Source organism: Rhizobium sp. UBA1881 (assembly GCF_002338015.1).
Classification (GTDB): domain Bacteria; phylum Pseudomonadota; class Alphaproteobacteria; order Rhizobiales; family Rhizobiaceae; genus Rhizobium.
On sequence record NZ_DDHH01000134.1, the window covers coordinates 17,533 to 31,178 of the forward strand.

Genomic DNA, 13,646 nt, shown 5'->3' on the forward strand with positions numbered 1-13,646 from the left:
GCATGTCTGCCGTGCTCAGGAGCCCTCGGCTCGTAGCCAGGAATGCTGCGGGAAGAAGCGCTCGACGGTCTGCGCCTTGCCGAACATCACATCGTGCTGGAGATAGCGATAGTCGCGGACCAGCGGATCAATGGTCTTGGCGTCGCGAACCCAATCCGGCGAGGCGGTGTTGTCGCGGGCAATCAGCTGATAGCGGTCGACGATCGGGTACTTCTTCTGCACGCGGCCGAGGAAGCCGGTATAGAACGGGTGCTCGTAGCCCGCGAATTTCAGCACGTGATAGGGCAGCTGCGACGGGCTGATGGTGCCGACGTTCTGCTTGACGCCCTTGCGGTTCGACCAGATGACAAGCGGCGTTTCGTGCTCCTGCTTCATGACACTGACGGAGGCCCGGCGCGTGGCGACCTGGTCGGGCATATAACCGGTATTCGTGTAGACGCTGCCGAGCGGTGGCAGGTGGTCGCCCCAGAGCACGATGATCGTCTCGCGATCGCGCTTGGATGCCCATTCGGTCAGCATCTTGAAGCTGTCGTCTGCCTCCTTGACGCCCTGCGTATAGGTGGCGAGCGTGGCGCGGTCGGCGTCGGTCAGATTGCCGGTGAAGTCGACCGTGTTGTTGGCGTAGCGATTGGCCTCGTAGGGGCCATGTCCCTGCAGGGTGACCGCGAAGAAGAAGAAGGGCCGGTCGAGCCCGTCAGCTTCCTGCATGATCTCCTTCATCAGGCTGTCGTCGGAGGCGAAAATGCCGCGCTTTTCCATGGTCGGCATGGTTTCTTCGGTGCGGAATTCCTCGAAGCCGAAATCCTTGTAGACCTCGTTGCGGTTCCAGAACCAGCCGCTGAACGGATGTAGCGCACGGGCCGCATAGCCTTCGCCGCGGAAGAAGGTGGCAAGCGACGGGATGTCGTTGCGGATATACTGCTGGTAGGGGATGCTGCCATAAGGCAGGAACGCATTGGAGAAGCCGGTCAGCGCCTCGAACTCGACATTCGCGGTCATGCCGCCGAATTCGGGCGAGAAGACGTGGCCTGACTGCGCCGCGCGGATCGTCGGCATCGGGTCTTCGGAGAATTTCAGCGTCTTCAGACGCGTCGGATCCCAGAAGGACTCGCTCATCAGCATGATCACGTCGGGCTTGTCGCTCGGACCGCTGAGATAGCCGTAATTGCGCGAGGGAATGGCGTCAAGCGCCTGCGCATTGAGGCCGGCGGGCGAGGCGACGTCGGCCATCGGGATGTTGAATATGAAGGCGAGGATGAAGCCGTTGCTGCGGTAGTTCTCTTTCTGGTCCCACATCATCGGCACCACCTGAAGGCGGTCGCGGATATAGGAATATTGCGAGTAATCCATCAGCGAGCCGAAGGCGGCGATGACGGGAACAGTTAGGCAGAGATTACGAATACGGTTACGGCGCGCCATCTTCGGCAGGCGTCGCCAGGCGTAGCGCCAAGCAAGCACAAGGCCGGTGACGGAGAGCAGGATGCCGACGGAAACCGCGATAGCCGTCATCGGGCGGTCGCGGACCATGACCGGAAGCAGCTCGAAAATCTGGCGGCCGAACAGCATGTCCGAGGGATAGAGCGGATCGGAAAGGTAGTGCTGCTTCTGATTGGAGACGAGCGCCGGGACGAGGACGAGCGGCAGGACGACCAGTGCAGAGAGGAAACGGCGACCGAGGACGGCATCGACGCACAGCATCACGATGGTAAGCATCACGACCGTGGTCATGCCGGGGCGCGCCGTAGAAGACAGAAATGCGCCGACGTCGGTTGCGCCGCCGCGGGCGATCACCTCGACCGAGAAGGTTGCAAGCAACGCCATCACGGCGGTCAGGGCGACTGCAATTGCGCCGCGCAGAATGGAGGGGCGGGTATCCGCGCCAACGCCGCCATAGAGCGCCGCCTCGCGCATTGCCGCTCCGGACTTGAAAACTTGGGCGATCAATGGCGGAACTCCAGTGTCATCTTAACGTCATCGAACTGTCACATCTTCGTCATGAACGCTAGATGAACCATAGTTGTTTCGCGGGCTTAACGCTTTTTTGATCACAAACTTTTCGGCAGCCGGTTGCCTCATTTCGCGTGGGCTCCGGATGGAGCCTCCCATTGCCGCGCGCGTGCGATCCTTGCGTGCCTTATTTAGCTGTCGTAGGTCATGGATATGTTCGCGTCAGAGGAGAGTTTGCATGCGCAGTTCCGTCGAGATCTACAACGTCAAGACGGGCGAGGCCCGTGTGATTTGGCAGACCGAGAGACTGGTCGAAGCCCCCAATTACGCCCCTGACGGCAGCTATCTCCTGCTCAACGACGAAGGTCTGCTTTATCGCCTGGCGCTCGACGGCTCGGCGAAGGTCGAGCATGTCGATACCGGCTTCGCGACCGCCTGCAACAACGACCACGGGATTTCGCCGGATGGCACCCGCATCGTCATCTCCGACAAGGTCGAGTTCGGCAAGTCGGCGATCTACACGCTGCCGATCGAGGGTGGGGCGCCGCAGCTGGTGACCACCAATCATCCGTCCTACTGGCATGGCTGGTCGCCTGATGGGAAGGAGCTCGCCTATTGCGGCATTCGCGGCGACCTGTTCGACATCTACACGATCGACGTGACCGGCGGCGAAGAGCGGCGGCTGACCAACGGCGAGGGGCGCAATGACGGGCCGGATTATTCGGCCGATGGGCGCTGGATCTATTTCAACTCCAGCCGCACCGGCCTCATGCAGATATGGCGTATCCATCCCGACGGGACCGGCGTGGAGCAGGTGACGCACGACAATTACGGCAACTGGTTCGCGCATCCGTCGCCCAACAACGACAAGGTGGTGCTGATTTCCTACGATCCGGATGTATTCGACCATCCGCGTGACAAGCATGTGCGGATGCGGATGATGGATATGGACGGGGGAAATCTCACGACGCTGTTCGAACTCTTTGGCGGACAGGGATCGATCAATGTTCCCAACTGGTCACCTGGTGGTGACGAGTTCGCCTATGTGCGATATTTCCCGGTCGAGGCTTGAGCGATTGCATCATGCGCGGTTTGTCGGCATAGGTGGCGCGTCGGGTGCCCGCAGGCTTGCGGGAGAATCGGGAATTCGGTGCGAGACCGGAACGTGCCCAACGCTGTAAGGCCGACGTCTGCCGCTTGATGCCACTGGCGCTTTTTGCCGGGAAGGCGTGGCAGACGGATGACGCCAAGTCAGAAGACCGGCCCGACAATCATAGACTGACCGCCTGGACAGCGGCCGGTTGTGTTGTTGGGGATTGACGATGCGACCAGACCAATCTGGCTCTCTTGCGAGAGCCGGTGCCTTTTCGACGAGCGAGCGCGACGCCGTTTACAGAGCCATCGAGACCAGACGCGACGTGCGATCCGAGTTCCTGCCGGATACGGTGCCTGATGATGTGATTGGACGGCTGCTGGCTGCTGCCCATCATGCGCCGTCTGTCGGCTTCATGCAGCCGTGGAATTTCATCGTCGTTCGCGATGAGGCCGTGCGATCGACCGTGTGGGAGGCCTTTGCCAAGGCCAATGCCGAGGCGGCGGAGATGTTTTCCGGCGAGCGGCAGCAGGCCTACCGCGCCTTGAAACTCGAGGGTATTCGCACGGCACCCGTCGGCATCTGCGTGACCTGCGATCCGGATCGCTGCGGCGACGTGGTGCTGGGGCGGACACACAATAGGCGGATGGATTCCTATTCGACCGTCTGCGCGGTGCAGAACCTGTGGCTCGCGGCGCGTGCGGAAGGCGTCGGCGTCGGCTGGGTCAGCATTTTCCACGAGGCCGATTTGAAGCGGGCGCTCGGCGTGCCTGATCGGATCGAGATCGTTGCATGGCTCTGTGTCGGCTATGTCGATCGGCTCTACGAGGAGCCGGAACTCGCAGTGAAGGGTTGGCGGCAGCGATTGCCGCTGGAGGAGCTGGTGTTTACCGATCGCTGGGGCGGGGGCGTGTAGCCCGCGACGCCTGTTACTGCTTCTGAGCCGGCGGTTGCTGCGGCTGGGCGCCCGGCATGGCTTGGTGCTTGAGGTCGATCGATCCCTGATCGCCGGCGAGGAACTGCGGGCCGACCTGGCGCACCTTGCCGGCACTGGGATCGTAGGGGCGGTCGGGGACCTGCGCCTGGGGCGCCGGCTGCTGTGGCGTAGGTTGGGTTTCGGGCTTGGCGGCAGCGGTGTTCGGGGTTTCGATCGTGGTGATCGAGCTCCGAGGCGGCGGGGCGCTCACAGACTGGTTGCGGCGCATCTGTTCGTAATAGGCGGGCAGATTGCAGCTGCAGGATGATTTCTCACCGGGCTTGCGGTTCTTGTAGGCGAATGCATTCGGCATGGCGCTGTAGGGCGCGCCTGTCGAGGCCGAGATCATGTTCTCGGTCTCGCCGCTGGAAACATCGTGATAGTAGAGCTCGGTTTCGATACCAGGGCACATCTGCTGGCAGGTGTTGGCGTCGCGGGCGAAATCGAAGGAGGTTGCGTTCGAGCGGATGGGGAAGAAGCCGCCGTCGCAGCTGCGCACGCAGATCGTGTTCAGATGCGTCAGCGGCTGGCCGCCGGGCGAGAACTCGTAGGAGCGCTGACGCTCGCCGCCGAGCGGGATGAAGGTGTCGCTGCGCATCGCCTGATCGTCGATGCTGGGCGGGGTCGCATATTGCGGCTCTTCATATTGCTGCACGGGCGCATTGCAGTTGTTTTCGTCGAGTGCTGCGAAGAGCTCGTTGCGCAGGCGGGCGTCCGGGCTTTGCGCGCGCAACTCGTCGCGACGCATCTGCAGGTCGGCGATGTTGTCGAGCATCTTCGCTTCGGCTTGCTCAAGCTCGCCGCAATAGCCGGCATTGTCGCCGCCGATGACCACCATGCTGCCGCTGCTGCAGCCGTTGCGGCGCTGGTCGCTGCGCAGCTTGCGAAGCTCGAGGTTCTGTTCGGTGATGGCGCTGGCGAAGCGGCGTATTTCGGGCGACATGCCGCCGCCGATCGTCTCTGCGATGGTCGCCAGACGAGCGCGCAGCTGACCGCATATCGGCGCCAACTGCGCATAGGCAGGGGCGGAAACTGCAATCAGGAGTGCTGCGGCCAGCGTGAGGCGTTTCAAGGCATCGTCCCGTCAGTGAGCAAATACCAAATGGCGAAGGGCGGACCATGGCCCGCCCTTCGATATACATTGCTTGTCTTAACAAGCTGCCGTTCAAAGCCTAACGCATTTTCAGCGTCCAAGGCAAATCACGCAGCCCAGATCATGCAGGCTGGGATGCTTCCACAACCGCGAGGGCCGCCATGTTGACGACGCCACGCGAGGTGACCGACGGCGCCAGGATGTGTGCGGGCATGGCCGCGCCGAGCAGGATCGGGCCGACATGCAGGCCGTCCGTCATCGACTTGACGACGCCGAGCGTGATGTTGGCCGCATCGAGGTTTGGGAAGACCAGAAGGTTGGCTTCGTCGTGCAGCGTCGTGTTCGGCATGACGCGCTTGCGCAACGTTTCCGAGATCGCGCTCTCGCCATGCATTTCGCCATCGACCTCGAGATCGGGCGCGGTGTCGCGGACGAGCTGCAAGGCGTTGCGCATCTTTGTGGCGCTTTCCGATTCACGCGAGCCGAAGTTCGAATGCGACACGAGGGCTGCGCGCGGCGTGATGCCGAAGCGCTTGATTTCCTCGGCGGCGAGAACCGCGGATTCCGCCACTTCCTCGGCCGTCGGATTGAACGTCACGTAGGTGTCGGTGAAGAAGGTTGCGCCGCGCTGCGAGATCAGCAGGCTGAGTGCCGAGAAATCCCGGACATTCTGGCGTTTGCCGACGATCTGGCGGACATCGCGCAGGTGCTTTTCATAGCGGCCTTCGAGACCGCAGATCAGCGCATCGGCCTCGCCACGCTTCAGCGCCAGCGCGCCGATAACCGTGGTGTTGGTACGAACGATGGTGCGCGCCGCTTCCGGGATGACACCGCGGCGACCGACCAGCGACAGGTAGAGCTCGACATATTCGCGGAAGCGCGGATCGTCCTCAGGATTGATGACGTCGAAATCGGACAGCGGACGGATGCGCAGACCGTAACGCTTCAAGCGCGTTTCGATGACCTGCGGACGGCCGATCAGGATCGGCTTGGCGATGCCTTCCTCGAGCAGGACCTGGGCGGCGCGGAGCACGCGCTCGTCTTCGCCTTCGGAGAAGATGACGCGCTTCTTGTCGGCATTCTTGGCGGCCGCGAAGATCGGCTTCATGACGAAGCCGGAGCGGAAGACGAAGCGGTTCAGCTGGTCGAGATAGGCGTCGAAATCGGCGATCGGGCGCAGCGCCACGCCGCTATCGGCCGCGGCCTTGGCGACGGCGGGCGCGATGCGCAGGATGAGGCGCGGATCAAACGGCGAGGGGATGAGATAGTTGGGCCCGAAGATCGGCGTTTCGTCCGAATAGGCGCGGGCGGCGACATCCGACGGCTCCTCGCGAGCGAGGGCCGCGATGGCACGCACAGCCGCCATCTTCATTTCCTCGTTAATCGTCACAGCGCCGCAATCGAGCGCGCCGCGGAAGATATACGGGAAGCAGAGGACGTTGTTGACCTGGTTCGGGAAATCCGAGCGGCCGGTGCAGATCATCGCATCCGGGCGGGCGGCGCGGGCGAGATCCGGCATGATCTCCGGGTTCGGGTTGGCGAGCGCCATGATGAGCGGCTTCTCGGCCATCTGCGCCAGGAGTTCCGGCTTAAGGACGCCGGCGGCCGAAAGGCCGAGGAACACGTCGGCGCCGCCGATGTTTTCGACCAGCGTACGCGTGTCGCTCTTCTGGGCGTAGACGCTCTTCCATTCGTCCATGAGCTCGACGCGGCCTTCATAGACGAGGCCTTCGAGATCGTGGACCCAGATGTTTTCGCGCTTGGCGCCGAGCGTGACGAGGAGGTTGAGGCAGGCAAGGGCGGCCGCGCCGGCGCCGGAGGCGACGATCTTGACCTCTTCGATCTTCTTGCCGGCCAGTTCCAGGCCGTTCAGGATTGCGGCGGCGACGATGATGGCGGTGCCATGCTGGTCGTCATGGAAAACCGGGATCTTCATCTTCTCGCGCAGCTGGCGTTCGATCTCGAAACATTCCGGGGCCTTGATGTCTTCAAGGTTGATGCCGCCGAAGGTCGGCTCGAGCGCGGCGACGGTGGAGACCATGTGATCGACGGTCGTTGCATCGACCTCGATGTCGAAGACGTCGATGTTGGCGAACTTCTTGAAGAGAACGGCCTTGCCTTCCATGACCGGCTTGGAGGCCAGCGGGCCGATATTGCCGAGGCCGAGGACGGCCGTGCCGTTGGAGATCACGGCAACTAGGTTGGCGCGCGAGGTATAGTCGGCTGCCGTTTCCGGATTGTCGCGGATGGCGAGACAGGGCGCGGCGACGCCGGGCGAATAGGCGAGAGCGAGGTCGCGCTGGTTGCCGAGCGGCTTGATGGCCTGGATCTCGATCTTGCCGGGACGGGGATAACGGTGGAAGAACAAGGCCTGTTCATCGAGGCTGCCGCCTGCCGCTTTGTTGTCCGTCTTCGGTTTGTCGCTGTGATCCATCGTAATGCTCCAGGCTGTCGCACATGCTTTCATTGGAGCGCTTTCAATACATCAATCGAAAGACGGTAACAGCGGGAATTTCGGTTCCGGTTCCCAAAAACAACGCAAATGTGCAACAGCGCCCGCGAGATACCGGGGATTTGCGGCGGAAGGGCCTGTGATCAGAGCCCGACACCCGGGCCGTGTCATCTTCCTGAAACACGAGTCTGGTTTTCAGAGGCACAGATGAAGCATGGGGCACGGGCAGTATGCTTGTGAAGGACAATATGGATACGCGCCACTTCCGTACGCTCTTTATTTCCGACGTCCATCTCGGCTCGAAAGCCGCGAAAGCCGACTTCCTGATCGACTTTCTCAAGTACCACGAAGCCGACACGATCTTCCTGGTGGGAGACATCGTCGATGGCTGGCGCCTGAAGCGCAGCTGGTATTGGCCGCAGGAATGCAACGACGTGATCCAGAAGCTGCTGCGCAAGGCGCGCAAGGGAACGCGTATCGTCTACATCCCCGGCAATCACGACGAATTCCTGCGCGACTTCCCCGGCATGCACTTCGGCGGCATCGAAGTGGCCGAGCGGATGATGCATGAAGCGGCCGACGGCAAGAAGTATCTGGTGCTGCATGGCGACGAGTTCGACGTCGTCGTGCGCAACGCCCGCCTGCTCGCCTATCTCGGCGACTGGGCCTACGATATGGCGATCATGATCAACATCGGGCTCGCCGCCATTCGCCGCAAGCTCGGCATGCCTTACTGGTCGTTCTCGGCCTGGGCGAAGCTTCAGGTCAAGCACGCGGTCAATTTCATCGGCGAGTTCCAAAAGGTCGTGGCTGACGAAGCCCGCAAGAGCGGCGCCGACGGCGTGATCTGCGGCCACATCCACCATGCCGTCATGGAAGACATGGATGGCGTGCGCTACATCAACACCGGCGACTGGGTAGAAAGCTGCACGGCAATCGCCGAGCACGAAGACGGCACGTTCGAGCTGATCGAATGGCGCACCATGGGCGGCGCTGCCGCTCCCGCGCCGCTGGCGCTCGAAGATCACCGCAAGCGCGAGCCGGCACAGCAGGCAGCCTGATACCACCAACTGTTTCGCTGTTGCGAAATGGCATTGTGCAGCTGCTGCCGTTGCCGTTTCGCGACAGTTTTGGCTTATTTTTGAAATCGGTTTGGGACGGCCCTATCTCGCCTTGGTTGTCCTTAATGTGACGTGTTAGGCAACTTGCAGGTTCCTTTCAGGTCACACCGATGATTCCCGCCACGAATGCCTCTTTCACAGAGGTCGCGCCCGCCCATTTTCGGCTGCTGAGCGCTTTGTCTTACTGCGCGCCACTGCTTGTAAACGGTGTCGCGCTGCCGTTCTTTCCCGTCTGGCTGGCGATGCACAAGTTCAGCGACCATGAGATCGGCATCATCCTGGCCGTGCCGATGGTGGTGCGCGTGCTCGTGGCGCCGATTGTGGCGATGTATGCCGACCGGATGAAGGAGCGGGCCGATGTGCTGGTGTTTTCCGGCGGTCTGTCGCTGTTGACGGCGATCGCGCTCTACTGGACCGACACGTTCTGGCCGGTGCTGATCGTCTATACGATCCAAGGCGCCACGTTTTCTCCCTATGTGCCCGTCGTTGAATCGATCGTCATCTCCGGCGTGCGGCGCTGGGGATTCGACTACGGCTCGATGCGGGTCTGGGGCTCTGTCGCCTTTATCGCCTCGACGCTCGTCGGCGGGCGACTGATCGGAAACTGGGGCGGGCAGATGGTTCTGCCCGTGATGATCTTCGGTTTCGTGATGACGATGGTGATGGCGCTCTACTGTCCGCGCATCGGGCCGACGCGGCGGCGCGGGACGCCGGTCGATCTGCAGCAGGCGACCGGCAGTTCGCTGAGGCAGCCGCATCTGTTGATGCTGCTCATCGGCGTCGCCATCCAGCAATCGAGCCACGCGCTGCTGCAGGCCTTTGCGACGATCTATTGGCGTGATCTCGGCTTTTCGGGCACGGAAATCGCGTTGTTGTGGAGTGCTGGCGTAGCGGCCGAGGTGACGGTATTTTTCCAATCGAAGCGGCTCAGCCGACATTTCGATGCCTGGACGCTGATCCGTGTCGGCGCCGCCGTCTGCGTCTGCCGGTGGCTGTTGTTTCCGATGCAGTGGGGCTTCGTCGGCTTCTTCCTGCTGCAGTGCCTGCATGCCTTCAGCTACGCCTTCGTCCACACGGGCGTGCAAAGGCGGATTCTCGCCTCGGTGCAGGCGACGCAGGAATCGTCGGCGCAGGGCGCCTATTTCTTCTACAACGGGATGTTCATGGGGCTGATGACCATCGCGTCGGGCTACATCTACGCAGCATTTGGCATGGCGAGCTACTACGTCATGGCGCTGACGGCGGTTCTGGGGCTAGGCCTCATCATCGTCGCCTATTACCTTCAGCCCCAGAGTGCCGGTTCCGGCGGGAAGACGAGCGAGCCGGCATAACGCAGGCCCGGTTCGCGATCGCGGGCGAGAAGCAGCGGTCCGTCGAGATCGACGAAGGCCACGTCCTGGGCCAGAAGCACGGCGGGCGCCATGGCGAGCGATGTGCCGACCATGCAGCCGAGCATGATCTGAAACTCGAGCCGCTGGGCTTCGCGCTTCATCGCAAGTGCCTCCGTCAGGCCGCCCGTCTTGTCGAGCTTGATGTTGATCGCGTCGTAGCGGTCGCGCAGGCTGGCGAGATCGCCGGTGTGATGGACGCTCTCATCGGCACAGACGATCACAGGGCGGTCGATATCTGCCAGCAGCTCGTCCCTGCCTGCCGGCAGCGGCTGCTCGACCAGCGCCACGCCGCATTCGGCGGCGACCCGCAGATGGTGGGCGAGGCGATCTTCCGGCCAACCTTCGTTGGCGTCGAGAATGATCGCTGCGTCCGGGGCTGCAGCGCGCACGGCGCGGATGCGGCTCTCGTCATCACCGGTGCCGACCTTGACCTTGAGCAGCGCGCGGGCTGCGTTGGCGCGGGCGTGCTCGGCCATGACTTCTGGTTCTCCGAGCGAAATCGTGAAGGCCGTCGTCAGCGAATGCGGGGCGGTGAGGCCGAGCATGGTCGCGACCGAGGTGCCGCTTTGCTTGGCCTCGAGGTCCCACAGGGCGCAATCGACGGCGTTGCGGGCAGCACCCGGCGGCATGGCCTGTTGCAGGTCGGCGCGTGAGAGGCCGGCCTCGATCAGCGGGCGGGCGGCTTCGATCTGGGCGCCGACGCTTTCCATTGTTTCGCCGTAGCGTCGATAGGGGACGCATTCGCCGCGGCCGGAGACGCCGTTCTCGCTCACCGTGCAGACGATCACCTCCGCGCTCGTCTTGGTGCCGCGCGAGATGGTGAAGGTGCCCGCAATCGGAAAAGAGTCCGTCTGAATTTCAAGTGACCGTGGCATAAATGCAATCCTGCAAGCATGGAAATCTGATGCGGCATCGTTATATTGGCACAACGTTGCGGACCTGTGTTCGCGAGTCGGCAATGTCGCCGTAAGCCTTGAGAGACACAAGCATTTTGAAGTCCGAGAACCGTAACGCCGCCTCACTGCACGTGGACGACCAAGCTCATGGTTCGGATACGCTCGTGCATCTCGAAGGCAATTGGCGAAGCGCCAACATACATCTCGTTCTCAAGGATTTCGACAAGCTTTCGGCCCATAAAGGCGGAAACCTGACGCTCGATCTCTCCGGGATCACCGATATCGACACGGCCGGCGTCTGGCTGCTCTGCCGGCTGAAGAAGCAGGTCGAAGATGCGGGCGGCACTGTCCATATCGAGGGCAGCAACCAGCATATCGACGAGCTGCTCGAATCGTTTTCCGAGGAACGTGCGAAGCCCGAGGCCGAAGAGGTTCCGCCGCGCTCGCTGCAGGAGCGGATTTTCGCGCCGATCGGCCGGATGATGTACGATCTGTGGAACAATGTTTCCGCGGCGATGTATATTCTCGGGTCGGCGGTGCGCGGCGCGCAGATGAAATTCGGGCGCGGCAGCGGCGTTTCGCCGGCGTCGATCATCAACCAGATCGACCACATGGGCGTTCGCGCCACGCCGATCATCCTTTTGATGTCGTTCCTGATCGGCGCGATCATCGCGCAGCAAGGCGCATTCCAGCTGCGCTATTTCGGCGCCGAAGTATTCGTCGTCGACCTCGTCGGCATTCTGCAATTGCGCGAAATCGGCGTGCTCTTGACCGCGATCATGATCGCCGGCCGGTCCGGCAGCGCGATCACGGCGGAAATCGGCTCGATGAAGATGCGCGAAGAGGTCGATGCGCTGAAAGTCATGGGCCTCAACCCGATCGGCGTTCTGATCTTCCCGCGCCTGGTGGCGCTCACCGTTGCGCTGCCGCTTCTGACCGTGCTTGCCAATTTCGCCTCGCTGTTCGGCGCGGCCGTCGTTGCCTGGGGTTATTCGGGAATCACCTTCGCCAACTTCATCGCCCGTCTGCACGAGGCGATCACGCTGTCGACGGTGTTGTCGGGGATGATCAAGGCGCCGTTCATGGCTCTGGTTATCGGTATCGTCGCCGCCGTCGAAGGCTTAAAGGTAGGTGGTAGTGCCGAATCGCTCGGCCAGCACGTGACCTCGTCGGTGGTGAAGGCGATCTTCGTGGTCATTCTCATGGACGGGCTATTCGCCATGTTCTATGCAGCTATTAATTTTTAGGGATTTTGCGTGGACGAGCAGCAGACAACGACCAAGGACGGGGCAGGGCGGGATATCGTGCTTTCAGCGCGCGACGTCACTGTTGGCTTCGGGTCGAAGATCGTTCTCGATAATCTCAACCTCAATATCTATAAGGGCGAGATCCTGGGCTTCGTCGGCGCGTCGGGTACCGGCAAGTCGGTGCTGATGCGCACGGTGTTGCGCCTGCTGCCGCGCCGCTCCGGCCAGATCAAGATCCTCGGCCAGGACTTCGACGAACTGAACGAGCCGCAGCGCAACGCGCTCGACATGCGCCTTGGCGTTCTCTTTCAGCAGGGCGCGCTGTTCTCTTCGCTGACGGTGAAGGAGAACATCCAGGTTCCGATGCGCGAGTATCTGGACCTGCCGCCTGCGCTGATGGACGAACTGGCGCATTTGAAGATCCGGCTGGTGGGGCTGGCGGCGGATGCGGCGGACAAATATCCTTCGGAACTCTCGGGCGGGATGATCAAGCGTGCCGCACTGGCGCGCGCGCTGGCGCTCGATCCGGAGCTGGTTTTTCTCGACGAGCCGACCTCGGGTCTCGATCCGATCGGGGCTGCGGAATTCGACGAGCTGATCGCCAAGCTTCGCGATACGCTCGGTCTCACCGTCTACATGGTGACCCACGACCTCGACAGCCTGTTTTCCGTCTGCGACCGCATCGCGGTGCTGGGCAAGAAGAAGGTGATGGTCGAGGGGACGATCGAAGACATGCTGGCCTATGACGACCCCTGGGTTCAGGCTTATTTCAAGGGCAAGCGCGCGCGTTCGATCGTGCCGCAGGATGGCCATGCTTCAGCCGACATCAGGCTGGCGCAAGATAGCCGCGGGAAGTGAGCGGATAAGATGGAAACCAAAGCGAACTACACAATCGTCGGCTTCTTTACGGTTCTGGTCATCGCGGCTGCCTTCGGCTTCGTTTACTGGATGGCCGAGTATGGCCGTGGCGGACCGATGGCCGAACTCATCGTGCGCATTCCGGGCTCGGCGAACGGATTGAGCGTCGGCTCGCCGGTGCGTTTCAACGGTATTCAGGTGGGTTCGGTACAATCGCTGTCGATCGACGCCGATGATCCGCAGTTCTCGCTGGCCTTCACCGAAGTACGCGTCGATGCGCCGATCTATCCGACCACCAAGGCGATCCTCGAGATCCAGGGTCTGACGGGCGCTGCCTATGTCGAGCTTTCCGGTGGCCGCGTCGGGGAAAAGAACATCCTGCAGACAGCGGCGGAGACGGGCAAGCGCGCGGTGATCGTCGCCGACCAGTCGAGCGTTACCAATCTGCTTGCCACCGCCGACAAGATCCTAGACCGCGCCAACGACGCCGTCGGCCAGGTTCAAGGCTTCGTCAAGGATGCCCGTGGACCGCTGACGAAGACGCTGCAGAACGCCGAGACCTTCTCGGATGC

11 protein-coding genes and 1 riboswitch are annotated in these 13,646 nt (G+C 62.1%); of the genes, 7 read left to right on the forward strand and 4 right to left on the reverse strand.

Features of this window, described 5'->3' with window-relative positions:
- Positions 1 to 15 precede the first annotated feature (15 nt).
- Positions 16 to 1,911, reverse strand: coding sequence for an LTA synthase family protein (locus B3605_RS16405; protein WP_296435089.1), 1,896 nt, complete (start codon positions 1,909 to 1,911; stop codon positions 16 to 18).
- 274 nt (positions 1,912 to 2,185) lie between these two features.
- Between B3605_RS16405 and B3605_RS16410 the strand changes: the two genes are divergently transcribed.
- Together B3605_RS16410 and bluB are read left to right on the forward strand one after the other, a co-directional pair.
- Entirely contained in the window at positions 2,186 to 3,019 is an 834-nt protein-coding gene (locus tag B3605_RS16410) for a TolB family protein (protein ID WP_112945843.1), read from the forward strand.
- 25 nt (positions 3,020 to 3,044) lie between these two features.
- Positions 3,045 to 3,229: riboswitch (cobalamin riboswitch) on the forward strand.
- Positions 3,230 to 3,269: 40 nt separating this feature from the next.
- Complete coding sequence (gene bluB, locus B3605_RS16415; protein ID WP_112945842.1) at positions 3,270 to 3,956, forward strand: 5,6-dimethylbenzimidazole synthase; 687 nt, start codon at positions 3,270 to 3,272, stop codon at positions 3,954 to 3,956.
- Positions 3,957 to 3,969: 13 nt separating this feature from the next.
- On the opposite strand, the gene B3605_RS16420 is transcribed toward bluB, so the two are convergent.
- Both B3605_RS16420 and B3605_RS16425 read right to left on the reverse strand, forming a co-directional pair.
- Entirely contained in the window at positions 3,970 to 5,088 is a 1,119-nt protein-coding gene (locus B3605_RS16420; protein WP_296435082.1) for a DUF2865 domain-containing protein, read from the reverse strand.
- 142 nt (positions 5,089 to 5,230) lie between these two features.
- A complete protein-coding gene (locus B3605_RS16425) occupies positions 5,231 to 7,543 on the reverse strand; it encodes an NADP-dependent malic enzyme (protein WP_112945840.1) in 2,313 nt (770 codons plus the stop codon).
- Positions 7,544 to 7,809: 266 nt separating this feature from the next.
- On the opposite strand from B3605_RS16425, the gene B3605_RS16430 reads away from it, so the two are divergent.
- Positions 7,810 to 8,622 (forward strand): UDP-2,3-diacylglucosamine diphosphatase, encoded by an 813-nt coding sequence (locus tag B3605_RS16430; protein ID WP_026283711.1) that lies wholly within the window; start codon positions 7,810 to 7,812, stop codon positions 8,620 to 8,622.
- Between the two features lie 170 nt (positions 8,623 to 8,792).
- The gene (locus B3605_RS16435) at positions 8,793 to 10,013 is read left to right on the forward strand and encodes an MFS transporter (RefSeq protein WP_112945839.1); all 1,221 of its coding nucleotides are present in this window, start codon (positions 8,793 to 8,795) and stop codon (positions 10,011 to 10,013) included.
- Here B3605_RS16435 and dgcA read toward each other — a convergent pair.
- Positions 9,965 to 10,948 (reverse strand): N-acetyl-D-Glu racemase DgcA, encoded by a 984-nt coding sequence (gene dgcA, locus B3605_RS16440; RefSeq protein ID WP_112945838.1) that lies wholly within the window; start codon positions 10,946 to 10,948, stop codon positions 9,965 to 9,967. The two genes, B3605_RS16435 and dgcA, sit on opposite strands and share 49 nt — an antisense overlap.
- A gap of 98 nt (positions 10,949 to 11,046) precedes the next feature.
- Here dgcA and B3605_RS16445 point away from each other — a divergent pair, with 98 nt between their 5' ends.
- From B3605_RS16445 to B3605_RS16455, 3 genes are all read left to right on the forward strand, one after another.
- Entirely contained in the window at positions 11,047 to 12,216 is a 1,170-nt protein-coding gene (locus tag B3605_RS16445; protein ID WP_183796210.1) for an MlaE family lipid ABC transporter permease subunit, read from the forward strand.
- Positions 12,217 to 12,225: 9 nt separating this feature from the next.
- Positions 12,226 to 13,074 carry an ABC transporter ATP-binding protein gene (locus B3605_RS16450; protein WP_112945836.1) on the forward strand — a complete coding sequence of 283 codons (849 nt, stop codon included), beginning with the start codon at positions 12,226 to 12,228 and terminating at the stop codon, positions 13,072 to 13,074.
- A 9-nt stretch (positions 13,075 to 13,083) separates the two neighbouring features.
- The coding region (locus tag B3605_RS16455) for an MlaD family protein (protein WP_296435086.1) at positions 13,084 to 13,646 on the forward strand (563 nt) is incomplete at its 3' end.

Excerpts from the sequence above, each read along its gene's own strand:
- bluB (WP_112945842.1), top strand. The coding sequence starts at position 3,270 with ATGCGACCAGACCAATCTGGCTCTCTTGCGAGAGCCGGTGCCTTTTCG.
- B3605_RS16405 (WP_296435089.1), bottom strand. The coding sequence starts at position 1,911 with ATGCGCGAGGCGGCGCTCTATGGCGGCGTTGGCGCGGATACCCGCCCC.
- B3605_RS16425 (WP_112945840.1), bottom strand. The coding sequence starts at position 7,543 with ATGGATCACAGCGACAAACCGAAGACGGACAACAAAGCGGCAGGCGGC.
- dgcA (WP_112945838.1), bottom strand. The coding sequence starts at position 10,948 with ATGCCACGGTCACTTGAAATTCAGACGGACTCTTTTCCGATTGCGGGC.
- B3605_RS16430 (WP_026283711.1), top strand. The coding sequence starts at position 7,810 with ATGGATACGCGCCACTTCCGTACGCTCTTTATTTCCGACGTCCATCTC.
- B3605_RS16435 (WP_112945839.1), top strand. The coding sequence starts at position 8,793 with ATGATTCCCGCCACGAATGCCTCTTTCACAGAGGTCGCGCCCGCCCAT.
- B3605_RS16410 (WP_112945843.1), top strand. The coding sequence starts at position 2,186 with ATGCGCAGTTCCGTCGAGATCTACAACGTCAAGACGGGCGAGGCCCGT.